Origin of the sequence: Nocardia sp. MDA0666, assembly GCF_003023875.1 — a bacterium.
Taxonomy (GTDB): domain Bacteria; phylum Actinomycetota; class Actinomycetes; order Mycobacteriales; family Mycobacteriaceae; genus Nocardia; species Nocardia aobensis.
This window is the reverse complement of sequence record NZ_PYHT01000020.1, coordinates 26717-52293: the sequence shown is the minus strand read 5'-3', so window position 1 is coordinate 52293 and position 25577 is coordinate 26717. Positions and strand designations below refer to the sequence as shown.

18 protein-coding genes are annotated in these 25577 nt (G+C 69.5%); 13 read left to right on the top strand and 5 right to left on the bottom strand.

The features are described 5' to 3' along the window. Positions 1 to 121 precede the first annotated feature (121 nt). From C8258_RS24175 to C8258_RS24165, 3 genes are read right to left on the bottom strand one after another with little or no spacing between them, the layout of a single operon-like run. Positions 122 to 1240 carry a hypothetical protein gene (locus tag C8258_RS24175; RefSeq protein ID WP_233225306.1) on the bottom strand — a complete coding sequence of 373 codons (1119 nt, stop codon included), beginning with the start codon at positions 1238 to 1240 and terminating at the stop codon, positions 122 to 124. Between the two features lie 36 nt (positions 1241 to 1276). Continuing rightward, positions 1277 to 3793: a LuxR C-terminal-related transcriptional regulator gene (locus C8258_RS24170; protein WP_233225305.1), complete on the bottom strand. Its 2517-nt coding sequence runs from the start codon at positions 3791 to 3793 to the stop codon at positions 1277 to 1279. Between the two features lie 6 nt (positions 3794 to 3799). Further along, entirely contained in the window at positions 3800 to 5419 is a 1620-nt protein-coding gene (locus C8258_RS24165) for an Hsp70 family protein (RefSeq protein WP_158271306.1), read from the bottom strand. Between the two features lie 433 nt (positions 5420 to 5852). Between C8258_RS24165 and C8258_RS24160 the strand changes: the two genes are divergently transcribed. The 5 genes from C8258_RS24160 (at position 5853) to C8258_RS24140 (ending at position 14767) form a co-directional block, all read left to right on the top strand. Continuing rightward, a complete protein-coding gene (locus tag C8258_RS24160; protein WP_106957136.1) occupies positions 5853 to 9293 on the top strand; it encodes an IniB N-terminal domain-containing protein in 3441 nt (1146 codons plus the stop codon). A 54-nt stretch (positions 9294 to 9347) separates the two neighbouring features. Next, on the top strand, positions 9348 to 11216 hold the full coding sequence (locus tag C8258_RS24155) for a dynamin family protein (protein WP_106957135.1): 1869 nt from the start codon (positions 9348 to 9350) through the stop codon (positions 11214 to 11216). Positions 11217 to 11260: 44 nt separating this feature from the next. Further along, the gene (locus C8258_RS24150; protein ID WP_233225304.1) at positions 11261 to 12856 is read left to right on the top strand and encodes a dynamin family protein; all 1596 of its coding nucleotides are present in this window, start codon (positions 11261 to 11263) and stop codon (positions 12854 to 12856) included. 121 nt (positions 12857 to 12977) lie between these two features. Then, positions 12978 to 13865 (top strand): haloalkane dehalogenase, encoded by an 888-nt coding sequence (locus tag C8258_RS24145; protein WP_106957134.1) that lies wholly within the window; start codon positions 12978 to 12980, stop codon positions 13863 to 13865. A gap of 44 nt (positions 13866 to 13909) precedes the next feature. Then, entirely contained in the window at positions 13910 to 14767 is an 858-nt protein-coding gene (locus tag C8258_RS24140) for an RNA polymerase sigma factor (RefSeq protein ID WP_106957133.1), read from the top strand. Between the two features lie 4 nt (positions 14768 to 14771). On the opposite strand, the gene C8258_RS24135 is transcribed toward C8258_RS24140, so the two are convergent. After that, complete coding sequence (locus C8258_RS24135) at positions 14772 to 15932, bottom strand: zinc-binding dehydrogenase (protein ID WP_106957195.1); 1161 nt, start codon at positions 15930 to 15932, stop codon at positions 14772 to 14774. Between the two features lie 136 nt (positions 15933 to 16068). On the opposite strand from C8258_RS24135, the gene C8258_RS24130 reads away from it, so the two are divergent. From C8258_RS24130 to C8258_RS24095, 8 genes are all read left to right on the top strand, one after another. Then, a complete protein-coding gene (locus C8258_RS24130; RefSeq protein WP_158271305.1) occupies positions 16069 to 17142 on the top strand; it encodes a DUF1707 domain-containing protein in 1074 nt (357 codons plus the stop codon). 9 nt (positions 17143 to 17151) lie between these two features. Next, a complete protein-coding gene (locus C8258_RS24125; RefSeq protein ID WP_146161319.1) occupies positions 17152 to 17973 on the top strand; it encodes a DUF1707 domain-containing protein in 822 nt (273 codons plus the stop codon). A gap of 122 nt (positions 17974 to 18095) precedes the next feature. Continuing rightward, on the top strand, positions 18096 to 18746 hold the full coding sequence (locus C8258_RS24120; RefSeq protein WP_106957130.1) for an endonuclease: 651 nt from the start codon (positions 18096 to 18098) through the stop codon (positions 18744 to 18746). A 350-nt stretch (positions 18747 to 19096) separates the two neighbouring features. Next, positions 19097 to 20938, top strand: a complete 1842-nt coding sequence (gene dnaK / locus C8258_RS24115; protein WP_036506545.1) for a molecular chaperone DnaK — start codon at positions 19097 to 19099, stop codon at positions 20936 to 20938. Next, positions 20935 to 21567, top strand: a complete 633-nt coding sequence (gene grpE / locus C8258_RS24110) for a nucleotide exchange factor GrpE (protein WP_063013989.1) — start codon at positions 20935 to 20937, stop codon at positions 21565 to 21567. Before dnaK ends, grpE begins: the two co-directional genes overlap by 4 nt. A gap of 39 nt (positions 21568 to 21606) precedes the next feature. Then, positions 21607 to 22779 carry a molecular chaperone DnaJ gene (gene dnaJ, locus C8258_RS24105; protein WP_106957129.1) on the top strand — a complete coding sequence of 391 codons (1173 nt, stop codon included), beginning with the start codon at positions 21607 to 21609 and terminating at the stop codon, positions 22777 to 22779. Continuing rightward, positions 22779 to 23174: a heat shock protein transcriptional repressor HspR gene (locus C8258_RS24100; RefSeq protein ID WP_039781458.1), complete on the top strand. Its 396-nt coding sequence runs from the start codon at positions 22779 to 22781 to the stop codon at positions 23172 to 23174. Before dnaJ ends, C8258_RS24100 begins: the two co-directional genes overlap by 1 nt. 382 nt (positions 23175 to 23556) lie before the next feature. Then, the gene (locus C8258_RS24095; RefSeq protein ID WP_106957128.1) at positions 23557 to 24726 is read left to right on the top strand and encodes a globin domain-containing protein; all 1170 of its coding nucleotides are present in this window, start codon (positions 23557 to 23559) and stop codon (positions 24724 to 24726) included. Between the two features lie 28 nt (positions 24727 to 24754). On the opposite strand, the gene C8258_RS24090 is transcribed toward C8258_RS24095, so the two are convergent. Continuing rightward, the gene (locus C8258_RS24090; protein ID WP_083871327.1) at positions 24755 to 25540 is read right to left on the bottom strand and encodes an FAD-binding oxidoreductase; all 786 of its coding nucleotides are present in this window, start codon (positions 25538 to 25540) and stop codon (positions 24755 to 24757) included. Positions 25541 to 25577 lie beyond the last annotated feature (37 nt).

The window sequence follows — 25577 nt, the reverse complement described above, 5'->3', positions numbered from 1 at the left end:
ACAGCCCTCGACCATCAAGCAGACCGTCCGCCCGGTGCAAAGCCCGGTACGACCGGTCAGCGCATCACTTTAGGGCACAACGGCGTGAGTTTCGCTACGAAATCATCACGGAGTTGGCGGACTACTGCACCTGGAAGCCCGGCAGCGGTAACTCCGGCAGGCCGCCGGGGGCGGTCGTGGTGGTCCGGGGTGTGGTCGTCGGCCGCCTGGACGTGGTCGTGGGCAGGCTGGGCGGCGCAGTGGTCGGGGTGACGGCCGGCGGCGGCGGAGGCGCAGGTGTGGTCTCCGTGGTGGTTTCGGGATACTCCTGCGGCTGCTGCTCGACCGTGGTGGCCGGTGGCGGCGGTGGCGGGGGCTGGATCGTGGTCGTCACCGGCTGGGTGCGGGCGTCGGCCTGTCCGGAGACATCGGAGGCGGGCACCTGCGTCGGGCTGCTGTCGCGATACATCAGTGCTACGGCGATCCCGCCGACGACCAGGCCCACGACGGCCGCCGCCGAGGCGATCAGCAGGGGTACACGACGCTTCTTCACCGGTTCGGGCGGTGGGACCACCTCTGCCGCCGGAACGGCTACGGTCGGGGTGACGGGGGCGGGCAGGGGTTCGATAGCCGGCACGGCCGCCGAATAGGCCTGCATGGTGGCGTCGGAGGCCTGCACCGCGGGCAGCACATCGGTGACCACCAGCGCGTTCTCGGCACCGGCCGGATCGGGCGGAGTGGTTCCGGCCGGGGTGGCGAGCACAGCGGCCAGGGCCGCCCGGGCGGCGTCGCGCGCGGGTCCGCGGCTGTCGCCGGCCGCGGGCAGGTCGGCCTCGCTGACCAGAACCACCGAACGCAAACCCAGGTAGTCGAGGGCCTCGCGCAAACCGCGCACATGTTCGGCGGGCCAGTCACCCGGGTGGGTGGCGTAGAACTCGGCCGGGCCGTTCAGATGTTCGGCGGCCAGGTTGATCAGGCAGAACATCGCGGTCGCCACCAGATCCTCGGCGCGGTAGGCCTCCCCGTCGTCCACGGTGATACCGGCGGGATCGCCGACCGCGCGAACGAATCCGGTGATCGAGTGGGTATGTCCGGGCGGCGCCTCACCGCCGAGTGCGGTGTCGCCGTCGTCGGACATGTGCAGCACCGACTCGCGCGCGATGTACAGGGGTTCGGGCGTCTCGTCGGTCTCGCCACCGCTGGTGACGATCGCCGCGACGCATTCGTCCTCGGCGATCCGCAGGCCCACCCCTGTGGCCATCCTCAATACCTCGCTTCGGTGTCTCGAGCGCGCCGATCACACGAGTAACGAACCGTGTCCCATTGCGCGGAGCATCGACAATAACTCCGAGCGCGATCCGGCCCCGATTCGACGCCGGATCCGCGCGACATGATGCTCCACCGTCTTCGCGGAGATGTACAGCCGAGCGCCGATTTCACGGTAGGTCAGGCCCAGCAGTACCAGTTCGGCCACTTCGCGCTCGCGTTCACTGAGGACCGAGGCGGCCGCCGGTTCGGGGGCCGTCGCGGCGCGCGGGGCGGCCGGGGTCCGCTCGGGCGCGGCCGAGGGCCGGGAGCCGGTGCGCACCGTGCGGGCCAGTTTCAGCAGGGCCGTCGCGGTGGCCGGATCGCCGGCGCTCAACGCCGCCTCACTGGCCAGCCGGGCGGCATCCCAGACCATGCCGATCGCGGCCAGGCGTCGCACCGCCGCCGTCACCCGATCCTCGGCGACCTCACCACGCAGTACCAGCACCCAGGTGCGTCCCGCGTCTGCGAGGATCGCGGCATGCGGATCACCCGCCTGCGCAGCGGTTTTCAGCAGTCGAGCGGGCGGCATCAGTTCGTCCGGGCGCTCGTGCGCGATGGCGGCCTGAATCTCGTACCAGTGGAACACATTCGCCCACGCCGGGGGATTTCCCGCGCTGCGCAACACATCTCGCGCCGCCTCCACCAGCCGGATTATCCGCTCCTGTTCACCGAGGCGGATGGCGGCCAGCCACAGTTCACCGATGGGCAGCAGGGCGGGCAGGTCGGCGTCGACCTCGTCGAAGGTCGGGTAGGCGGCCTCCCAGGCGCGCAGCAGGACGCCGTGATCACCCGCGCGGCGGGCCAGTCCGACCAGCACGCCGTGTGCGAGCAGGCGATCGCGCGGCGGCAGGGCGGTGGTGTCGACGGCCGCGACCGTCTTCGCCGCGGTCTGTTCGTCGCCACCGAGCATCGCCGTCCAGGCCGTCAGCACCCGGATCTGCGGATCGTGCGGATCGGTGCCGCGCAGAGCGTCGGCGGCGCGGCGGGGCTCGCCCATACTCAGGCACAGCAGCGTCGCCAGCGCGACCGGAGCGCACGGCAGCATGCGGTCCTCCGGCGCCGCGGTGCGGGCCAGTTGGATCAGGGCGGCCGCGGCCGAGGTTGCGGCACTGCGGGATTCGCCGGTGATGCTCTGCGCCAGCGCGGTCGCGAACCGACCGGTGCGGGCGTTGGTTTCCGTGGGCGGCCACTGTGCCGCCGAACCCGACACCGCCCGCGCGTCGCCGACCGCGCCGGCGAGGTGGAACACCGCCGCGGCGGTCGCCCAGTCGGCGCCGGTACGGGACGTGCCGAGCCAGGAATACAGCTGTACGGCCCGGCCGATCAGCCCGCGGCGAGCCTGGACGCTCGCGCAGATCCGCACGGCGGCGGCCAGTTCCGCGGGTTCGGCGTCGGTGCGCGCGAGCACGGGTTCGGCCAAGCGCAAGGCGGATTCGTCGTCGCCGCCGAATACGGCCGCGGTGGCGCGCGGGACGGCGATTCGCTGCGCCTCGTACCCGCTGGCCACGGCGGCGGTGTAGTAGCGACTCGCCTCACTGCCCGCGGTGTCGGCCGCGGCGCGGAGGAATTCGGCAAGTCGCTCGTCGCGAACCCCGGATTCGGCGAGCTGCAGGGCCGTGTGGTCGCGCAGGAGCCCGGCCTCGAGACGGGCGGTGAGCAGGCGGCGCTGAATCGAGACGAACCGGCGTTCGCCGACCAGGGTGCGCAGCGGTTCGATGGCGGGACTCAGCAACAGGTCGGCGTCGGTGATCAGGGCTCCGGCGCGGGCCCGGTCGACGAGTCCGACCGCCGTCGCCTCGTCGGTGCCGAGCACCTCCGCCAACTCGCTCGGATCGAGGCCGGCGCCGGTGGTGGCGACCGTCAGGACCTCGAGCAGTTGCGGTTCGGTGTCGTCGAGAAGCGTTCGCGCCCACGAGGTCACGGCCTGATCGACCGCCTCGATTCCGCCCTCGAGCCGGGTGGCGCACGCCGCCGTGAGCGCCGCCACCACACCACCGGGGATGCCGCCGGTGTGCCGGTGGATATGGTCGGCGACCGCGCGCGGCACGGTCATCCCCAATTCGCGGGCGAACGGAGCGATATCGGCGGTCCCCAGCGGGCGGAGGTCGACCACCCGGCCGCGCCGCGACACCGCGTCCGCCAGGGCGCGCAGGGCGGTGTCGTGCGGTTGCGGCCGGGTCGCGACGATGATCGTGCGCGAATCCGATTCCACGGCGGCACAGAGCTTTTCCAGTTGCAACTGGTCCAGGGTGTGCGCGTCGTCGACGACCACGGCGGCGCGGGTATCCGGCGGCGTGGTCGTCGCGCTCACATCGTCGAAACAGCCGATACCGCTGCGCCGCAATCTGTTTCGGACGGCCGCGAGCAGCGTGGACTTCCCGGTGCCGCACCGTCCCCGAATCAGGTAGACGAGCGGATCCGGCGAGCCCGAATCCAGTTCCCGGAGAATCTCCCGCGCGCCCGGAATGGCGCCGAATGCGACCGCGAGGTTGCCGACCACTGTCACCGATCCTCAGTTGCCTTTGTGGGGCAGCACTTGGCCTGGGAGCTGCACGGCCGTGTCGACTGCGTTACCCGCCTGATCGAGCCCGTTGTTCAAGACGTTGCCCAGTGAACCGCCGGGAGAGCTCGGCACGGTGGGCTGGGAGGGAGCCGACGGCGCCGAGGGAGTCTGCACCGGCACCTGTGGCGGCGCCTGCGGTGCGGGGCTGTTGGGCGCGGGGGAATCGGGCGCCGGGGAATTCGGTGCGGGAGCGTTGGGCGCGGGCGCCGCGGCGGATTCGGGTGCGGGCGCATTCGCCGCCGCGGAATTCGGAGCGGGCGAGTTCGCCGCTGCCGTGCCCGCGGCCGGGGACCCCGCGGAGTTGTCGGCGGCCGTGCCGGTGTGGTTCGTGCCGGTGTGGTTCGCGGCCGTCACCGGGTTGCCCGCCGTCGGATGCGCGGGGTCGGTGGCGCCGGCCGGGGCGGCTCCGGCCGAGGTCGACGCCGCATGAGCCGCGGATGTCGCCGCCGCGGGGGAGGGCGACGAGTTCGAGGGACTTCCCGCGGTGCCCAGAGCCAGGGTGCCGGTGGCGACCGCGCCCACGGCGATCGCGGCGCCGGCGATGAAGGCGACGCGACGCCACCGGCTGGTTCCGGACGGCGCGGTATCGGCCGGCGGCGGTTCGATGGTGGCCCGGTCGCCGAGCGCCGGCAGGGCGGTGGTCGTGGCGTCGTCGGAAACCGGTTGCGCCTCAGCGAATTCGGGCTGGAAATCGGGCTGGAAATCGGGTACCGCCAGGGCCGCGGCATGACGTCGAGATTCGGTGTACAGGTCCGCGGCGAGCAAGGTCGCTCCGCGCGCGCTGAGCGAACCAGGATCGGCGACGGGCGCGATCGGGATCGCGAACTCGCCGGAGATCAGTTCGGTGAGCAGGCCGATCGAAGCGCCGGCGCCGGTGAGCAGAATCCGGCCCACCTGGTCGATGCCCACCCCCGCGCGCCGCACCGCCTCGTGCACGAGGCTCAGCGAATCCGCGAGCGGACCGCGGAACAGATCCTCCACGTCGTCCCGGACCAGGCGTACATCGCGCGCGATACCGGCCAGGCGGACCGGCACCACCGTGGCGGTGTCGGTCGAAAGCCGGTGTTTCGCATCGGCGCAACGGTTTCGCAGTATCGACAATTCGCGTTCGACAACCGGGTCGAACGGATCGAAATCCGTTTCTCCCAATGCATTTGCCAGCACGTAGCGCATCGTCAGCAGATCGAATTCGGCGCCGGAGACCTCGGTGGAGCGAACCGGTTCGCCCAGTAGTCCCGAGTGCGGACCGGAACCGACCACCGAGACCGTGGTACCGGTGGCGCCGGAGTCGTAGACCACAACCGGGGTATCGGCCGGGAAGGGAGTGCTCGCCTCGAGCCGGCGGAGCGCGGCGAGCGGTTCGGAGACCAGGACCACCGCCTCGGCGCCGGCGCGGTCGAGCGCGCGGCGCTGGGCCTCGACGATGTGTGCCGGCCACCACGCCGGCACCGTCGCGACCGTGGAATCCGGATCGAAATCGGCGACGACCTGGGAGATCGTTTCGGCGACCAGATCGGCGGCAGCGACCGAGGAGCCGTCGGGCAGGAGAATATCGACCGGATCGCCCACGCGGGACAATAGATTCTCCGACAATTCGGGCGCCGATCCGAAACGGTGGCGACGAATGTGAACAGAGACATTTTCCGGGTCGGCGCTCGCGGAAGTGGAGCCGGTCGCGGCAACCGTGCGCGACGACCCGACCGTGATGCCGAGCGTCAGGCCCTGTGTCATTCGAGAACCCCTGTCGTTGGTATTTGCGGTCGTCACGAATATTTACGGTCGTCACGATCTATCCCACTGTCGGTTGCCGGGGGGCCGTCGTTACCGCAGATCCGGAAGGTTCGGGGAAAGTCCCCTAATGCTCCCGAATCCCCTATCGGCACCGATACGGAAATCAGGGGATTCGCCCCGTTTCGCGTAACGCCGGAGCTTCTTAGCGTGAAAGGCAATTCGACTGCTGCGGATCGACACGATGGTCCGCCGATCCAGGAGACGATCTGCGATGACCCCGAACGCCATTCTCGAATTCATCCTCAACCTGTTGCGCGACCACGAGGCCGCCGTCGGTTACTGCACCAACCCGACCGAGTCGCTGTGCGCGGCCGGGCTGGAGGCGGTGACGCCGGAAGATATCGCCGCCGTGGCGCCGATGGTCGCCGAATCCGCCCTGGTCACCGGTGGCTCGCAGCTCGCCGCCATCGTGGCGGCCGGGGGCGGGGCGGCCGCCGACGGTGGACTCGGCGCGGCGGCCGGTGGTAGCGGCGGGCTCGCGGGCGGCGTGGCCGGCGAAGCGGGGGCGATCAGTGAAGCCAACCTGGGAGCCGGGGCCGCGCTCGGCGGAGAAACCGGAATCGAGGCCGGTGCGGGCCTCGGCCTCGGCGCGGGGCTCGGCGCCGACCTGGGGGCGGGGCTGTCCGCCGGTCTGGGCGCGGCCGCATCGCTCGGTGCGGGCGCCGCGGCCGGGCTCACCGCCGGACTGGGCGCCTTGACCGGGGTCGCGGTCGGCCTCGGTGGCGCGGTCTCCGGCACCGCCGGCACCGATCTCGGCCTCTCCGCCGGAATCGAAGGCGCCGCCGACACCGTCGCGCAGGTCGGCGCCGACCTCTCCAGCCAGATCGGAACCGGCATCCAGGCCGGAATCTCTTCCGCCACAACAGGTTTGACCGAAGCCACCGCGGGACTCGGCGCCGGGCTCGGGGGAGCGCTGAGCGGCGCGGCCGAGGCCGGCGCGGGCCTGGGCACCGAACTCAACGGAGCACTCGGCGGCGCAGCCGAAGCCGGCGCCGGCTTGGGCGCAGCCCTCGGCGGCGCACTGAACGCCGGCGGGGAACTCGGCACCGGACTCGAAACCGGACTGGGCGCGGGCCTCGGCGGTGCGCTGGGCGGCGCGGCGGAAGCCGGCGCGGGCCTCGGCGGTGCCCTCGGTGGGGCCTTGAACGCGGCCGGTGACCTGGGTGCGGGCCTGTCCGGCGTTGCAGGCGCGGCGACCGGCGTGGGTTCGGAACTGGGCGGTGCGCTGGGTGGTGCGGCCAACGCGGGTGCGGGTCTCGGTGGTGCGCTGGGTGGTGCCGCCAACGCCGGGGCTGATCTCGGAGGAGCGCTGGGCGGTGCGGCGGAGGCGGGTGCTGGTCTCGGTGGTGCGCTGGGAGGTGCCACCAACGTGGGTGCCGGACTCGGCGGTGCACTGAGTGGTGCGGCGGACGCCGGACTGGGTGGTGCCACCAACGTGGGCGCCGGACTCGGTGGTGCGCTGAACACAGCGGGCGATTTGGGTGCGGGCTTGTCCGGTGCTGCGGGTGCGGCGACCGGGGTGGGCTCGGAACTCGGAGGTGCTCTGGGTGGTGCGGCCAACGCTGGAGCTGATCTCGGTGGTGCGCTGGGTGGTGCCGCCAACGCGGGTGCCGGTCTCGGAGGAGCGCTGGGCGGTGCGGCGGAGGCCGGTGGTGCCCTGGGCGGCGTGGCTGAGGCGGGCACGGGCCTCGGTGGTGCCTTGGGTGGTGCCGCCAACGCAGGGGCGGGACTCGGTGGTGCGCTGAACACAGCGGGCGATTTGGGTGCGGGGTTGTCGGGTGCTGCGGGTGCGGCGACCGGAGTGGGTTCTGAACTCGGTGGGGCGCTGGGAGGTGCCGCCCACGTGGGTGCCGGACTGGGCGGTGCACTGAGTGGTGCGGCGGACGCCGGACTGGGTGGTGCGGCCAATGCAGGGGCGGGTCTCGGTGGTGCGCTGAACACGGCGGGCGACCTGGGTGCGGGCTTGTCCGGTGCTGCGGGTGCGGCGACCGGGGCGGGCTCGGAACTCGGTGGCGCGCTGGGTGGTGCGGCCAACGCAGGGGCGGGCCTCGGTGGTGCGCTGAATGCGGCTGGCGATTTGGGTGCGGGGCTGTCCGGTGCTGCTGGTGCGGCAATCGGGGCGGGGTCGGAACTCGGTGGCGCGCTGGGTGGTGCGGCCAACGCGGGTGCGGGTCTCGGTGGTGCGCTGGGCGGGGTCGCGAATGCCGGTGCGGGACTGGAGGGTTCGCTCGGGGACGCGGCTCACCTGGGTGGTGATCTGGGTGGTGCTTTCGGTGGTGTGACGCAGGCCGGAGCAGACCTCGGTGGAGCTCTCGGGGGTGCGACCGAGGCGGGTGCGGGACTCGGTGGAGAACTCGGGGGTGCCGCGGATGCGGGCGCGGGACTCGGGGGTGCGCTCGGTGGAGCGGCGAATGTGGCTGGGGGACTGGGTGAGTCCCTGGGCGGCGCGGCGAATGCCGGTGCAGGTCTCGGCGGTGCTTTGAACGGTGCTGCGAATGCCGGTGCCGGACTGGGTGGTGCCGTCAACGGTGCCGCGAATGCCGGTGCCGGACTGGGTGGTGCTCTGGGTGGTGCTGCGAATGCCGGTGAAGGCTTGGGTGGTGCCTTGGGTGGTGCGGCGAATGCCGGTGCAGGCCTCGGCGGTGCGCTCGGTGGAGCGGCGAACGCTGCCGCGGGGCTCGGGGGTGCCACGAGTATCGGAGCTGGGCTCGGTGGGGCGGTGGCCTCGGGGGCGCAGGGCGCTACCGGGCTGGAGACCGGGTTGTCGGGTGGTCTCGGCGGCGCGCTGCACAGCGGCGCCGATCTGTCCGGGGCCGCGGCTTCGGGTGCGCATGCGGCGGGGGATCTGTCGTCCTCGCTGTCGGGTGCGGCGACGTCCGGTGTGAACGGCGCGACCGGCCTGGGAACTTCGCTGTCCGGATCGGCCGATGCGGGAGTGCACACGGCCGGCGACTTGGCGACCTCGCTCTCCGGAGCCGGCGCATCGGCCGTGCACGGTGCGGGCGACCTGGGAACCTCGCTGTCCGGCGCGGGCGCGGGGGCTGTCCACAGTGCGGGCGATCTGGGCGCGTCGGTGTCCGGTGCCGGTGCCGGAGCCGTCCACAGTGCCGGTGACCTGGGGACATCGTTGTCCGGTACCGCCGCGTCGGGTGTGCACACTGCCGGGGACCTGGGCACCTCGTTGTCCGGTACGGCGGAGTCCGGTCTGCACGGTGCGGGCGGTCTGTCGAGCTCGCTGTCGGGCGCGGCGGATTCGGGATTGCACGCGGGTGCCGATGCGAGTTCGGGTCTGGCGGGCTCGGTCGACTCGGGGCTGCACGCCGGTACGGATGCTTCGTCGGCGCTCTCGGGTACGGCCGCGGGCACCTGGTCCGGTGTCGATGTGTCGCACGCGTTCGGCACTGGCGTCGGGACCGATATCTCCGGCGTCGGCACCTCGGGTATCGGCGGCGGCGTGGACAGCGCCCTCGGCGGAACCGCGCACAGCGGTATCGACAGCACCCTGGCGGCGGGCGGTAACGGCTCGCTGTCCGGCGGGCTCGACACCGGCGGTCACACCGATTCGAGCCTGTTCGGCGACGCGTCCGGCCATGCCTCGACCGTCACCGATACGCATGCCTCCGGTGACATCACCGGCGGACTGCTGCACTGAGGGTAGCGGCGAAGTACTGAATTCGGTAACGAAACAGGTTGGGGTGCAACGAAAATGAGCAGTGTGGTCGCGGCGAACACCGCCCCGGAGGCGCCTGCCTCACCGCTGTCGCGGATTCTCGCCGAAACCATCACCGCCGCGCGCACCGCCGATCGCGACGATCTGGTCGGCCGGCTGGAGGTGCTGGCCGGCCGGATCCGCGACCCCCGCCGCCGCATCGTGGTGGTGGGCCTGGGCAACCAGGGCAAGAGTCAGTTCGTCAACGCGCTGCTGAATCTCGACATCAGCCCGGTCGGTGACGATGCGACGACCGGGGTGCCGATCGTGCTCGCCCACGGCCCGCAGGCCCGGGCCGAGATCGTCATCGCCACGCCGTCCGGTGACGATCGTGACGATCGGCGGATATCGGTGCCGCTCAGCGATATTCACGCCGTCACGCCGCGGTCACCGCACGGCCGGGTGGCGCGGGTGGAGATCGAACTGCCGAATCCGCTACTGGCCGACGGGATCGTCGTCATCGACACCCCGCCGGTCGGCGGTCACGCGACAGCCACGGCCGCGGCGGTTCTCGCCCTGGCCCCGGCCGCCGACGCGGTGCTGGTGCTCTCGGACGCCTCCACCGAACTGACCGAACCGGAGGTCGACTTCCTGCGGCAGGTGCGCGAATTGTGCCCGGCCGTTGCCCTGATACTCAGCAAGATCGACCTGTATCCGCATTGGCGTCAGGTCTTGCAGGCCGATCAGGCGCACCTGGAACGTAATCGCCTGGCCCTGCCGATCATTCCGGTATCGGCGCTGCTGCGCAGTCACGCCATGCGGCTGCAGGACCAGCAGCTGGGCCGGGAATCCGGCTTCGGTGTGCTGTTCGACTTCCTGCGGGAACAGGTGGTCGCCCGGGATCAGGCGGCCGCGCAGCGCGCGGTGGCGCTCGATATCTCCTCTGCCGCAGAGCATCTCGCGCTGGCGCTGAGCAGCGAGCTGGTCGCCCTGCGTGACCCCGAACGCGGTGCGGCGGCCATCCGTGAACTGCGCACCGCCAAGGCGCAGGCCGAGGAGCTGCATCGCCGGACCGCCGCCTGGCAGCAGACACTGGGCGACGGCATCACCGATCTGGCCGGCGATATCGACCACGATCTGCGAGATCGGTTGCGCGCCATCGGCAGAACCGCCGAGGAGTGGGTCGACGAGAACGACCCCGGGAGGCTGTGGGATCAACTGGAACAGTGGCTGATGCAGACGACCGACACCGCCATCGGCGACAATCTGCTGTGGACGCATCATCGCGCCATCCACTTGGCCGAGCGGGTGGCCGAGCACTTCCTGGAGTTCGGCGCGGTGGATCTGCCCGCGGTGCGGTCGGGTTCGGAGCTGGAGGAATCGCGCGTGGCGGGGGTGACGCTGGCCGATCTCGAGCCGGATCTCGGCATCGGCCACAAACTGCTCGTCGGTATGCGTGGTTCCTACGGCGGCATGGTGATGATCGGCCTGGCCAGTACGGTCGCCGGCCTGGCCCTGATCAATCCGGTCTCACTGGGCGCGGGCGTGCTGTTGGGCGGCAAGGCGTTTCGTGACGACAAGCGGGAGCGGCTGGCCCGCAAACGCAGCGAGGCGAAGATGGCGGTGCGCCGCTACCTCGACGATGTGAGTTTCGAGGCGGGTAAGGAGTCGCGCGACCGGCTGCATCGCATTCATCGCATTCTGCGCGATCATTTCACCGGAATCGCCGACCGGAGCCTGCGTTCGATCAACGATTCGCTGCAGGCCGCGCAGGACGCCGCCGGAGTGGCCAACGCCCAGCGCGCCGAGCGGTGCGCGGAACTCGAGCGGCAATTGCGCGTGGTAGCCGAACTGCGACGTCATGCCGATGTGATGCTGCCGCCTGCGGGTGCGTCCGGACGTCATGCGCGCGGGGCGCAGTCGTAACCCACGGCACCGGGATTCCCAGACTGCTCGGGTACGGTCGACGCGTGAGTTACCAGGTCAGCGACCAGACGCCGGGCATCGTGGGGGAGGCGCGCCGGTTGGTTTCGGCCGCCCGCCAGGCCTACGCGCCGCGTTCGCGCCCCGCCGCGATGCTCGGTGACTGTGCGCGCCGTCTCGACCAACCGCTGCGGGTCGCGCTGGCCGGGCAGCTCAAGGCGGGTAAATCGACATTGCTCAATGCGCTCGTCGGACAGGACATCGCGCCGACCGATGCCACCGAATGCACCCGGATGGTGACCTGGTACCGCCACGGCCCGGCGCCGCGGGTGAGCGCCCTGGCCACCGACGGCGCGAGCGCCGATGTGGTGGTGCGGCGCACCCCCGGCGCCGACGGTCTGCCCGGGGCGCACGGGTTGAGTTTCGATCTGTCGGCGCTTCGCTGGAATGCCGCCGGTGAGCACGAGGTCGACCATCTGGATGTGCAGTGGCCGGCCGCCACCCTGGCCCGCACCACCATCATCGACACCCCGGGGACCTCGTCGCTGTCGCGGGAGGTGTCGCTGCGCACCTCGCGCCTGCTGACGCCCGACGAGGATGCGGCGGTGACCGTGCCCGAGGCCGACGCGGTTGTCTATCTGCTGCGCCGGCTGGACGCCTCCGATATCGGATTCCTGGAGCGCATCGGCGCCGGAGGTGCTGCCCGGCAGGGTGTTTCGGGTCCGCTCGGCGTGATCGGGGTGGTCTCCCGGGCCGACGAGATCGGAGCCGGCCGCATCGATGCCCTGCATTCGGCGCGCGAGGTCTCGGCCAGGTTCGCCACCGAACTGGAGCGAACCGGGTTGTGCCAGGCGGTCATTCCGGTCGCCGGTCTGCTCGCCTTCGCCGGCGCGACGCTGCGGCAGCGCGAATTCGACGCCTTCGAAGCGCTGGCGCGGATCTCGGTGGACGATCTGAGCATCGCGCTGCTGTCCGCGGACCGATTCGCCCATCCGGAGTTGCCGCTGCCCGTGCCGGCGGATCTGCGGGCGCACCTCGCGGCCCGGTTCGGCCTGTTCGGCATCCGCATGGCGGTGACGCTGATCCGCTTGGGTGTGCGCGATTCCGCCACGCTGGCACGGGAACTCGCCGAGCGCAGCGGTGTGGAGGAACTGCGCACGGTGCTGGAAGTGCAGTTCGCCCAGCGAGCCGACCAGCTGAAGGCGCATTCGGCGTTGACGGCGGTGGCGCGCATCGTGGCCGCCCATCCGGGTACGCGCGCCGACGACCTGCTGCCGCATATCAACAGCCTGTTGGCGGATGTGCACGGATTCGCCGAGCTGCGTCTGCTCGGGCGGTTGCGCACCGACGAATTGCCGTTGCCCGCGGACGATGTCACCGAGTTGTACCGGTTGATCGGCGGTTCCGGGGTGGCACCGCACCTGCGCCTGGGGCTGCCGTCGGACGCTCCGGGCGGCGAAGTGCAGGCGCACGCGGTGGCGGCGGTGCGGAAGTGGCGTGGCCGGGCACGCCATCCGCTGGCCGACCGATTCACCACCGAGGCCTGTCTGACCGCGGCACGGAGCGCGGAGGGAATCGTCGACCAGTTGCGGGAACCGGAAACCACGCCGATGAGCCGGGTGCGCCCGCCGCGCGCCCGCTGATCCCTCGGCGCTGCGATGTGTCCCGCATCACAGTGGATGCCTGTCACAACCTCGTCCGGCCTGTGTCGAAACCGGATGTAAGGGCCGAAAAATCGGCCGGGCACCGATCCGAGGACACATCATGCCGATCGTCGTGACTCTCGATTCCTTCGTCAACTACCGCGAGAGCGGCACCGGACCGGTTCCGGTGGTCTTCCTCCACGGCAACCCGACCTCGTCCTATCTGTGGCGCAACGTGATTCCGCACGTCGACCCGCTGACCCGGGTGCTGGCGCCGGATCTGATCGGGATGGGTGAGTCGGGCAAGCCCGATATCGCCTACCGATTCGCCGATCACGCCCGCTACCTCGACGCCTGGTTCGATGCCCTGGAACTGGAGGAGGTCGTGCTGGTGGGCCACGACTGGGGTGGTGCGCTGGGAATGGACTGGGCCGCACGCCATGCCGACCGGGTGCGCGGCGTCGCGGTGCTCGAGACGTTCCTGCGCCCGCTGCGCTGGTCCGAGATGCCCGAACAGGGCGCGGAGCTGTTCCGGCGGTTCCGGTCACCGGAGGGCGAACAGATGATCCTGCGCGACAATATGTTCATCGAGTTCAATCTCCCGTTCGGCGCCCGCAGCCTGACTCCGGCCGACCTCGACGTGTATCGCGCGCCCTATCCGACGCCGGAGTCGCGGCGGCCGATGTTGGTGTGGCCGAGGGAGATTCCGTTCGACGGGGAGCCCGCCGACGTCGCCGCCGTCATGGAGAACTACGGCCGCTGGATGGCCTCCACACCGGATATCCCCAAGCTGGTGATGGCTGTGGATGCCGGCGTCGGCCTCGGATCGTCGGACGCGGTGGAATGGGCGCGGCAGACCTTCGCCGCGGTCGAGGTCGTCGGAATCGGTGCGGCCGGACACCACGCACCCGAGGACCGTCCCGACGCGATCGGAGCGGCCGTCGCGACCTGGCTGCGCGGCTCGCGGCTCACGGCACCCCGGACCGAGGTCCGGACAACGCGGCAATGACCTGCGCCGTTGCGGTGCCGTCCGCGGCACCGCACGATAGGTCGATGAGCGTTGACGACGCCGACGAGCGGGTGGCCGAGACCGCCCTGGTCGATCGCGCCGTGGCCGGTGACCGCAGCGCCGTCACCGAGGTGGTGCGACTGCTGCAGGATCCGCTGTACCGCTTGGCCTTACGGATGACCGGCAATCCGTCCGACGCCGAGGACGCGGTGCAGGAGATCCTGCTGCGCGCCGTCGGCAATCTCGCGAGCTGGCGCGGCGAGGCGAAGCTGACGACCTGGGCCTATCGCATCGGGGTCAACCACCTGCTGAATCAGCGCCGCCGCAGTCCGCAGGAATCGGCACTTCTGGATCTGGACGGCTTCGGCGCCAATCTGCTGGAGGGACTGGCCGAACAGGAGTACCGGGGCCCCGAGGCGACGGTGCTCACCCGGGAGGTCCGGCTCGTCTGCAGCCAGGCGATGCTGCAATGTCTCGCTCGTGACGAGCGGGTCGCGTTCGTCCTCGCCGATGTCTTCGAACTGTCCTCGGCCGAGGCCGCGTGGATTCTCGGCATCGGCGCGGCTGCCTATCGGAAACGATTGGAACGGGCGCGCACTCGGCTCGGCAACTTCCTCGACTCCACCTGCGGGGTGGCGAATCCGGCCGCGCCGTGCCGATGTTCGCGCCGCGTGCGGACCGCCGTCGATCAGGGCCGGGTGCGGCCCGGCAGGCCCGGCCTCGCCGGTCACCCGGTGACGCCCGGCGGTCGCAGCGCTGCCGATGCCGAAGCGCAGATGGCCGGCCTGCACGATGCCGCGTCGATCCTGCGGGCCCATCCGGATTACGCGCTGCCGCCGGCCCGGCTGGAGGCGATCGCGACCCTGCTGGACTCCGGACGCTTCCCCTTGCTCGACCGCTGAACGATCACACGTCGATCAGTGAACTCGACGGGTCCACAAGGATTTTCGCGTGCTGTTCGGGACTGCCCAGAGCGGTGAAGGCATTGTCGACACCCGCCAATCCCACCGTTCCGGTGATCAGCGGGGCCGGGTCGACCTTACCGTCGGCGATCATGTGCAGGGTGTCGCGAAATTCGCCCGGGTCGTAGCCGAAGGCGAAGCGCAGTTCGATCTCCTTGTTGATCGCCATCGCGGGCCGGAAACGGTCGGTCTCCATGCACACCCCGACGACCACGATGCGGGTCAAAGGCGGTGCGTCGGTGAGCAATTGGTCGATGATGCCGGGTACGCCCACACATTCGAACACCACCGGCCCGCCCGGCGCCGCGTCCAGGCTGTGCGCGAGGCGGAACAGGTACCACCAGGGCAGTTTCGGGATGCTGCGCAGTCGCGTCATGGTGTCGAAACCCAGATTGAGGATATCGGTGACGCCGGAGATGCGGCCCTTCGCGGGGTTGGCCGTCCACGGCGATTCCAGATTCGGATCCACCACCACATTCGCGCCACACCGGCGCGCCAGTTCGCGGCGGCGCGGTGAGAAGTCGCTGGCGACAATGTTTTTCACGCCGGCGGCGCGCAGCATGCTGATGACCGCGAGGCCGATCGGCCCGCACCCGACCACGAACGCCGGCTGGTTGCGACCGACCCGCCCCTTGCGCACCGCATGCCAGGCGACGGCCATCGGCTCGGTCAGCGCCGCATGGTCGGTGGCCAGGCCGTTGGGTACCGGAAACGTCATGGATTCCTGCACCACGACCTGTTCGGCGTAGCCGCCGGGCGCCTGCTCCGACAGCCCGGTGAGTTCGGGTGTGCGCCCGTTGCGCACGATCGGCAGTGCCACCACACGGGTGCCCGGCTGCCAGCGTTTGCGGCAGCCGGGGCCGTATTCGACGATCTCCCCGACGAATTCGTGCCCGAGCACCACACGCTGATGGGAGCGCATGAAATTCGGATAACCGGTGACGGCCGCGAGCTCGGCCAATTCGTCACAGTGCAGGCGGGCGTGCAGATCGGATCCGCAGATCCCGCATCGCGACACCGCGATCACCAGCTGACCGGGCCCGGGTTTCGGCGCCGGGATATCCGCGACGTCCAGCTTGCCTTCCGAACACACCACGGCCTTCATATCCGCACGGTACCGCGCGGGATGTGCCGATTCAGCGGGATTGCGGAGGAACACCCCAGGGACCGGAAAGACCCCAGAGGTCGGGGGGTCGCTGCGACACGCCGAGATGCGGAGGTCGAGTCGCTACCATCCAGGGGTGAGCTCTTCTGGGTCCGGAATGTCGGGTATGCCCGCACCCGGCAGTATGCGGGCCCGCGATATGGACAGAGTTCAAGCGCGCACCCTGCTCGATGCCGCCTTCGACGAGGGCCAACTGGGCGCCGACGAATATCACGACCGGTCCGACCGCGCGGCCACCGCCAAGACCGTCGGCGAACTGCGGAATCTGGTCGACGACCTGCAACCGCCCGCAGGCGGTGCGCAATGGAAGCAGCCGCCGGGTCCGCCCCGGCGGGCAGGCCGCTATCCGGCGCACATCCGTGCTCGCGACGTCGACCGGGCCGAAACCTGCCGAGCCCTCGACACCGCCCTGGCCGACGGCCAGCTCTCGGCGGAAGAACATCAGACCCTCACCGATTTGACCGCGGCCGCCGAAACCCTCGGCGACCTAGCCGAATTGACCGCGGACCTGCAACGTCCCGCCGAGGCGCCGATCGATCCGCGGGCGGGGATGCGGAGCCGGACGGCGTGGTTCGCGGGCGCGGTGGCGGTGGCCGTGACGGCCGCGGCGGTGGGTGGATATCTGCTGACGCATCGGGTCGCCCCCGCGCCCGAACCGGTGGTGGCCGCGGCGCCACAGGTGGTGCGGCCCATGGTGATCGAGACGCCCGACCTCACCACGGTGGCCGGCTTCGAGAAGTTCCGCGCCGATTATCGCGCGAAATTCGGCGACACCACCGTCGATGATCTGTCGCTCTTCCCGGATCATGCTTCGGTCGACCGCACCTCGGCGGGCCAGCCGAATCGAGTGGCCGACTACTCCTATCGCGGCGGTTTCATGCCGTCGACGGCCGTCACCACCCGTTCGGCCGACAAGCCGATCTTCGACCTCGCGGCGGTGAACACGTCCGCGCTGGGCGAGCTGATCGCGCGGGCGGTACCGCTGCTGAAGGTCCCCGGCGGCGCGGTGAGTCATATCGGCATGGGCATCGACACCATCACCAAGGTGCCGACGATCAGCATCTACGTCGGCAATTCGTTCAACGAGAACGCGTACCTGGAGGCCACGCCCGCGGGCGATCCGATTCGCGTCTATCCATTCCACACATAGGTGCCGCCGATGGGAACCTTCGACACATCCCGCCGTACCGGCGCGTCCTCCGGCGCCGCGAACAGTGCTCTGCGCGTGCGTGATTCGGATCGCGTCGATGCCTGCGCACTGCTGGACGCCGCCCGCGACGACGGCCAGCTCTCCGATGGCGATCACCAGCGGCGCACCGCCGCGGCGATGAGCGCGCGCACCTTCGCCGATGTGGAGAAGGTGATCGGCGATCTGCAGATTCCGGCCAATCTGGTCGACGCCCCGGTCGTGCGCCCGGCGCGGCGACGACGGTCCAGGCGTTGGATGGTGGCCGGTGGGGCCGTGGCGGCCGCGGCGCTGATCGGAATGTTCTGCGGCTGGGTGAGCAGTGACAACGGTCCGCTCGCCGATCACACGCCGCCCGATATGACGACCGCCGCCGGCATCGAAGTGTTCCTCTCCGATTACCGTCAGCACTACGGCGATCTGCTTGCCGACGACGTGACCCTGATGCCGGACCACGCCTCGATCGAGCGACCCCGCCCCGGGGATCCGTCGACCACCGAAAGAGCCTCCTACAAGGGCGAATTCGATACCTGGACGACCAGCAGCCGCGATCCGAAACTCGCGCCGATCGACCTCGCCACGATCGATGTGCCGAAGTTGGCGGCCCTGCTGGCCGGAGCCCCGCGAACCGTCGGCTCACCGCAGACGAAGGTCAGCCATCTGATCATCGGTCGCGACAGCTCGGCACCCGACCACCCGCCGACGGTCACGATCTTCACCGAAGGCGCCCGCAGCGGGCACCTGGTGGTCGCGCCGTCCGGCGAACCCCTGGTGGTCTTCAAGTCCCAGCAGTGAGGCGGTGAACGTCCAGCTGTGAGCCAGTGAACGCCGGACCCGTCCTCACAGCAGGTTTCACCTGCGCGTCGCGGGTTAGCCGGGAAGTGAATCGCCGGGTCGACGAAAGTGGGGTGTCGCAGATGAGCGGGAACGAGGATCGGATCGCCCGGGAACTGCTCGACCGAGCGGGGACCACCTATGCGGCCGAGGCGGGAATCTCCCTCGCCGACAAACCGGCTCCGCTGTTCCAGCTCCTGGTGCTGGCTCAACTGATGAGCGCCCGGATCACCGCCGATATCGCCGTCGCCGCCGCGCGCGAACTGAGATCGAGCGGCTACCGCACCCCGCAGCGCGTCGCCGAGGCCGAATGGCAGGACCTCGTCGACGCGCTGGGGCGCGGCCACTACCGCCGCTACGACGAATCGACCGCCACCCGGCTCGGTGAGAACGCCACGATCCTGCTCGACCGCTATCAGGGCGATCTGCGGAAACTGGCCGGCGAAGCGGATCGCGACCCGGATCGGCTGGCCGAACTACTGCAGCAGTTCAAGGGCATCGGGCCGACCGGCGCCGAGATCTTCCTGCGTGAGGTGCAGGACGTGTGGACCTGGGTGCGCCCGCATTTCGACGACCGGGCCCGCAAGGGTGCCGATCTCCTGCATCTGTCGACCGATCCGCAGCGGCTCGATCGCCTGGGCCGTTCCGGCCACGACGCGGAACTGGCCGCCGCCCTGGTCCGGGTGAGTCTCGACAAGGATCTCGCCGATCAGGTGCTCGCGGCCGTCGGCTGAGCTCGCAAGCGATCGAAACGCCTGGTCATCCGCGTATCGCGGTATCCGGCCGGGTGTTCGCCGCCGGGGGCGGGAAAATTTTTCGCCCCGGCGGGAATGAACCGTCCGCCCCGCTCGTTGAGCTGTTCGACGCAAGGTTGAGTGTAAGTGGCTCAAGTCTCTGGTTGACTCCGACGGGATCGGGGTGCAGGATTGAGCCGACCACGCTCAGTGTTGCTGAGGACCGTGCTCCGTGCGGTGTCAGGGGCCACCTCTACACATACGGGAAAGGTCCGACCGGCACGAACAAGTGCCGCGCGCAGGGTCGCCCCCTGCACCACACACAGTTACATCACCTAGGAGGAACCACTATGGCTCGTGCGGTCGGTATCGACCTCGGGACCACGAACTCGGTCATCGCTGTTCTCGAAGGCGGTGAGCCGGTCGTCGTCGCCAACTCGGAAGGTTCGCGCACCACCCCGTCGGTCGTCGCGTTCGCCAAGAACGGAGAGGTTCTGGTCGGGCAGCCGGCCAAGAACCAGGCGGTGACCAACGTCGATCGCACCATCAAGTCCGTCAAGCGCCACATGGGCGAGGACTGGACCGTGGAGATCGACGACAAGAAGTACACGGCGCAGGAGATCAGCGCCCGTACCCTCATGAAGCTCAAGCGCGACGCCGAGTCCTACCTGGGCGAGGAGATCACCGACGCGGTGATCACCGTGCCCGCCTACTTCGAGGACGCACAGCGCCAGGCCACCAAGGAGGCCGGCCAGATCGCGGGTCTGAACGTCCTGCGCATCGTCAACGAGCCGACCGCCGCCGCGCTGGCGTACGGCCTGGACAAGGGTGACAAAGAGCAGACCATCCTGGTCTTCGACCTCGGTGGCGGCACCTTCGACGTCTCGCTGCTGGAAATCGGCGAGGGCGTCGTCGAGGTTCGTGCCACCTCCGGTGACAACCACCTCGGTGGCGACGACTGGGACAACCGGATCGTCACCTGGCTGGTCGACAAGTTCAAGGCCAGCTCGGGCATCGACCTGACCAAGGACAAGATGGCCCTGCAGCGTCTGCGTGAGGCCGCGGAGAAGGCCAAGATCGAGCTGAGCTCCTCGCAGAGCACCTCGATCAACCTGCCCTACATCACCGTGGACGCGGAGAAGAACCCGCTGTTCCTCGACGAACAGCTGACTCGCGCCGAGTTCCAGAAGATCACCTCCGATCTGCTGGACCGCACCCGCGCGCCGTTCCAGTCGGTGATCAAGGACGCCGGTATCTCGGTCAAGGACATCGACCACGTCGTGCTCGTCGGTGGCTCCACCCGTATGCCCGCGGTCTCCGAGCTGGTCAAGGAACTGACCGGCGGCAAGGAGCCCAACAAGGGCGTGAACCCGGACGAGGTCGTCGCCGTCGGCGCCGCCCTCCAGGCCGGTGTGCTCAAGGGTGAGGTCAAGGACGTCCTGCTGCTCGATGTGACCCCGCTGTCGCTGGGTATCGAGACCAAGGGTGGCGTGATGACCAAGCTCATCGAGCGCAACACCACCATCCCGACCAAGCGGTCGGAGACCTTCACCACGGCCGACGACAATCAGCCGTCCGTGCAGATTCAGGTCTTCCAGGGTGAGCGCGAAATCGCCTCGCACAACAAGCTGCTCGGCTCCTTCGAGCTGACCGGCATCCCGCCGGCCCCGCGCGGCGTGCCGCAGATCGAGGTCACCTTCGACATCGACGCCAACGGCATCGTCCACGTCACCGCGAAGGACAAGGGCACCGGCAAGGAGAACACGATCAAGATCCAGGACGGCTCCGGCCTGTCCAAGGAGGAGATCGACCGGATGATCAAGGACGCCGAGGCGCACGCGGCCGAGGACAAGTCGCGTCGCGAGGAGGCGGAGACCCGCAACCAGGCGGAGTCGCTCGTCCACCAGACCGAGAAGTTCATCGCGGACAACTCCGACAAGGTGCCGGCCGAGACCAAGGAGAAGGTCGAAGCGGCCATCGCCGAGGCCAAGCAGGCCTTGCAGGGCAGCGACATCGCCGCGGTGAAGTCCGCGGTGGAGAAGCTGGCCACCGAATCGCAGGCCCTGGGCCAGGCGATCTACGAGGCTTCGGCCGCCGAGGGTGGCGCCGCCGCCGACGGTGCGGGCAACGCGTCCGCCGGTGACGACACCGTGGTCGACGCAGAGGTCGTGGAAGAGCCGGAGAAGAAGTGACGGAACAGAACCCGAAAGAGGAGCCGGTCACCATCGTCGACAACCGGAAGATCGACCAGGACGGGAAACCGTCCGCTCCGCAGGGTGATGTGAGCGAGGCCGCGGCGAATTCCGCCGCGGCCCCCGCCGCCGAGGGTGACGCCCTCGCCGACAGCATCAGCGCCGAATTGTCGGAGCGCACTGCCGATCTGCAGCGGCTGACCGCGGAGTATGCGAACTATCGCCGCCGTGTCGATCGCGACCGCAAGGCCGCCATCGATTCGGCCAAGGCCGCGGTGGTCACCGAATTGCTCGGTGTGCTCGACGATCTGGATCGTGCCCGTGCCCACGGCGATCTCGAGTCCGGACCGCTGAAGTCGGTCGCGGACAAGCTCGCCGACGCGCTGCAGAAGCAGGGCCTCGAGGAATTCGGTGCCGAGGGTGAACCTTTCGACCCGACCCTGCACGAGGCCGTGCAGCACGAGGGCGAGGGACACAACCCGGTGATCGGGGTGGTCATGCGTAAGGGTTACCGCTTCGGCGACCGCGTCCTGCGCCATGCGCTGGTCGGAGTCACCGATGGGGTAGCGGATCTGTCCGACTCGTCGGACACTGCGAATGCCGGCCGAGATGCCGACGGTGCCGAGTAACACACAGTCGCGCAACGTGACGGAAGGAGGAGATGCCCGGTGAATCGGGAGTGGCTGGAAAAGGACTTCTACAAAGAGCTGGGTATTTCCTCCGGCGCGACCCAGGACGAGATCAAGAAGGCCTACCGGAAACTGGCCCGGGATCTGCATCCGGACAAGAATCCGGGAGATACCAAGGCCGAGGAGCGCTTCAAGGCGGTCAGCGAGGCGCACGCCGTGCTGGCCGATCCGGAGAAGCGCAAGGAGTACGACGAGGCCCGGCGGTTGTTCGCCAGCGGCGGTTTCGGCCGCGGCGGCTACGCACCGGGTGGCGGCTACACCGGCGGTGGCGGCTTCTCCAACGAATTCAACCTGGGTGACATCTTCGGCGGTGCGGCCGCCGGCGCGGGTGACGGCGGTCTGGGGGATATCCTCGGCGGCCTGTTCAACCGCGGTGGCACACGGACCACGTCGCGCCCGCGACGGGGCAGCGATGTGGAGACGGAGACGACTCTCGGGTTCCGTGAAGCGGCCCAGGGCGTGACCGTTCCGCTGCGGATGACCAGTCCGTCGCCGTGTACTACCTGTCACGGCAGCGGCGCCAAGCCGGGCACCAGCCCGCGAGTGTGCCCGCACTGCAACGGGTCCGGCGTGATCAGCCGCAACCAGGGCGCGTTCGGGTTCAGTGAACCCTGCGACGACTGCCGTGGAACGGGCTCGATCATCGACGATCCCTGCACCGACTGTCACGGCACCGGTATCCAGAACCGGACCCGCACCATCACCGTGCGCATCCCGCCCGGGGTGCGCGACGGGCAGCGGATCCGGCTGGCCGGTCAGGGCGAGGCGGGCCTGCGCGGCGCGCCGGCAGGTGACCTGTTCGTCACCGTGCACGTCAGCCAGGACAAGGTCTTCGGCCGCAACGGCGACGACCTGACCCTGGTGCTGCCGGTCAGCTACAGCGAATTGGTGTTGGGTACAACGGTTTCCGTGCCTACACTGGAAGGCAGAGTCGGAGTGAAGGTGCCACCCGGCACCGCCGACGGCCGGACGCTGCGGGTGCGCGGGCGCGGTGTGCCCAAGCGCGGCGGCGGCGCCGGTGACCTGCTGGTCACGGTGAAGGTCGCGGTACCGCAGAAGCTGGACGACGAAGCCTCCGAGGCGCTACGGCGTTACGCGGAGGCGGAGAAGGCCGGCGGGTTCGACCCGCGCGCAGGTTGGGCAGGTGCGTAATGAACGGTGATCCGAAGAATCGGGCAACCGGCACCGAGTACTTCATGATCTCGGTGGCGGCTCAGCTGGCGGGAATGCACGCGCAGACGTTGCGGACCTACGACAGGCTGGGATTGGTTACGCCGCAACGCACTTCCGGCGGCGGCCGGCGTTATTCGTCACGGGATGTGGAACTGCTCCGCGAGGTGCAGCGCCTGTCGCAGGACGAGGGCGTCAACCTGGCCGGGATCAAGCGGATCATCGAACTCACCAATCAGGTCGAGGCGCTGCAGCAGCGGGTGGGTGAATTGACCGCCGAGGTCGACCGCCTGCGCGCCGGGCACCGGCCCGATCTGACTCCGCCGCAACGCAGTACCGCACTGGTGGTGTGGCAGCCGCGCAACAAACGGCGGTAAGCGGGTTCGGCGCGGCGCCGTTCCGCGACCGAACACACTGTGCGACAGCGCCCCCGATCGGGGGCGCTGTTCGCGTCTGCGGATGCCAGACGGTTGCCCAGCATGCGACCGGCAAATCTGAAAATCGCGTATCGAGCCATGCACGACTACTCCCGAACACGCCGAAATACATGGCGTGTCACGGTCTTTGGGTCGGTTTCCAGGGGCCTACACACCCGCGGACCTCGGTTCGGCCGAATTACCTCCCTGTTGTTCCATCAGTGCGTCCCGCGCCTGGCAAACCTCGCCTACACTCGGTCTCCATCGGCTGCGCCGCGTGTCCGGCGGCACCGCGCTCACCGGACCGGCCCGTGTTCGACGTGCGAAATGGGGTTGTGGACAGATGGATTCGCGGACCGTCGCGTTGATCAGAACGACGTTCAAGGCGGTGGCCGCGGAGGACGGCGGCCCCGAACAGCTCGCCCGCTCCTTCTACGCCCTGCTCTTCACCGAATATCCGCAGCTCCGGGACTTCTTCCCCGCGGCACTGGAGGTGCAGCGCGACCGGCTGGTCAAGGCCATCGGCTATGCCGTGGACCGGCTGGAGGAGCCCGAGCAGCTACTACCCTTCCTGGCCCAGCTCGGTCGCGACCATCGCAAATACGGCGTCGTAGCCGAACATTATGCCGCCGTGGGCAATTCGCTCAAAAGCGCCTTGCGAGCCCACGCCGGAACCGAATTGTGGACCGACGAGGTGGAGCAGGCCTGGGATGCCGGCCTCGGGCTGATCACGGAGACGATGATCGGCGCCGCCGAACTGGAGACGACACCGCCGGTCTGGACCGGAACCGTCGTCGAACATCGCGAGGTGCTGTGCAATCTGGTCGTCGTCCGGCTGCGGCTCGACCAGCCCATGTCCTATGCGGCCGGACAATATGTGAGCGTGCAGATCCCGGCCCGCCCGCGGATGTGGCGATACCTGTCCCCGGCGATTCCGGCGAATCCCCAGGGCGAGATCGAATTCCATATTCGCAGCGTCAGCGGCGGCTGGGTGAGTCCGGCGATGGTCGGCCACACCGCGATCGGTGACCAGTGGCTGCTCGGGGCGCCGCTGGGCGGGCTCGGGGTGCCGCGCAACACGCGCCGGAAGATGCTGATGGTGGGCTGCGGCACCGGAATCGCGCCGCTGCGTGCGCAATTGCTGGCGATGTCCCGACGTAGATCCAATCCGAAGGTCCACCTGTTCGTCGGCGGACATCATCCATGCGATCTCTACGATCTGCCGACGCTGAGCGAACTGGCCGTCGCGAACAAGTGGCTCACCGTCGTTCCGGTCACCGAAAGCGACGACAACCCCTGGTGGTACTACCACCCCGAGCGTGTCGAACCCGATCTTCCGGGCATAGCGCCGCGGGAAACGGGACAGATCGGAGCCGTGGTGGCTCGCGGCGGCGATTGGTCGGACTGCGATGTCCAGATCGTCGGATCACCGAGCACGGTGCAGACCACCAAATTCCGGTTGATGGCGGCGGGCACGCCCACCGAGAACATCCGCCACGATCCGCTGCTCTAGACGCCCGCCGAAGCGGGTCCGGGGCGGGTCAGAGCCCGTCGAAGCGAATCGCCTCCGCCGGCGTGCCCGTATTGACCAGCACTTCCAGCGTGGCCTGGGTCATTCCGGGCGAGCCGCACACCAGGACCTGGTGGTGCAGCAGCGGGCCCATATCGCCCACCACATCGGCCAGCGTGCCCTCGAGCATCTCGTCGACATCGAATCCGACATCCACGCGGCAACTCTCGTACCACTGGTCGACCCAGTTCGGATCCTCGGCCCTCTCGACCACCGGGATCACCGTCAGCCAGGGCATCTCGCCTGCGAGCAGGTAGAGCATGTCGGAGGCGTAGAGGTCGCGCGGGCTGCGCCCGCCGATGAACAGATGGGTGCGCGGCGGCTGCGGGCGACGGGACAGATCCAGCAGCAGTGAGCGCATCGGCGCCAAACCCGTTCCGCCGGCGATCATCACGAGGTCGGTGGTGCCGGGGTCGACGCTCAGCCACCCTGCCGGGGCACTGATCCGCCACTCGTCGCCGGGGGCCGTTTCGGTGACGATCGACCCGCTGCACCATCCGCCCGGGACGGTGCGGACGTGGAATTCCAGTTTGCCGTCCAGGGAGGGCGGCAGTGCGGGCGACAGCCGGCGTCGCATACCCGGATGCTGCGGAATTTGGACCTCGACCGACTGACCCGGTTCGAACGGGACGAATTCGCCGATCAACCGGACCACCGCGAGATCGTGGCGCAGCCGATGATGTCCGACGACGGTCGACGACCATTCCGTCGGCGCGTCCAGCCGAATCTCCCCGGTCTCATCCGGCCCCAACGTCACCGTTCCTCCTGTGATCCGCGGGATATCTGCCGCGTCC

Coding starts and splice junctions, on each gene's coding strand:
- C8258_RS24125 (WP_146161319.1), top strand. CDS start 17,152: ATGGGAACCTTCGACACATCCCGCCGTACCGGCGCGTCCTCCGGCGCC.
- C8258_RS24175 (WP_233225306.1), bottom strand. CDS start 1,240: ATGGCCACAGGGGTGGGCCTGCGGATCGCCGAGGACGAATGCGTCGCG.
- C8258_RS24095 (WP_106957128.1), top strand. CDS start 23,557: ATGGATTCGCGGACCGTCGCGTTGATCAGAACGACGTTCAAGGCGGTG.
- C8258_RS24135 (WP_106957195.1), bottom strand. CDS start 15,932: ATGAAGGCCGTGGTGTGTTCGGAAGGCAAGCTGGACGTCGCGGATATC.
- C8258_RS24160 (WP_106957136.1), top strand. CDS start 5,853: ATGACCCCGAACGCCATTCTCGAATTCATCCTCAACCTGTTGCGCGAC.
- C8258_RS24155 (WP_106957135.1), top strand. CDS start 9,348: ATGAGCAGTGTGGTCGCGGCGAACACCGCCCCGGAGGCGCCTGCCTCA.
- C8258_RS24140 (WP_106957133.1), top strand. CDS start 13,910: ATGAGCGTTGACGACGCCGACGAGCGGGTGGCCGAGACCGCCCTGGTC.
- C8258_RS24120 (WP_106957130.1), top strand. CDS start 18,096: ATGAGCGGGAACGAGGATCGGATCGCCCGGGAACTGCTCGACCGAGCG.
- C8258_RS24145 (WP_106957134.1), top strand. CDS start 12,978: ATGCCGATCGTCGTGACTCTCGATTCCTTCGTCAACTACCGCGAGAGC.
- C8258_RS24100 (WP_039781458.1), top strand. CDS start 22,779: ATGAACGGTGATCCGAAGAATCGGGCAACCGGCACCGAGTACTTCATG.
- dnaK (WP_036506545.1), top strand. CDS start 19,097: ATGGCTCGTGCGGTCGGTATCGACCTCGGGACCACGAACTCGGTCATC.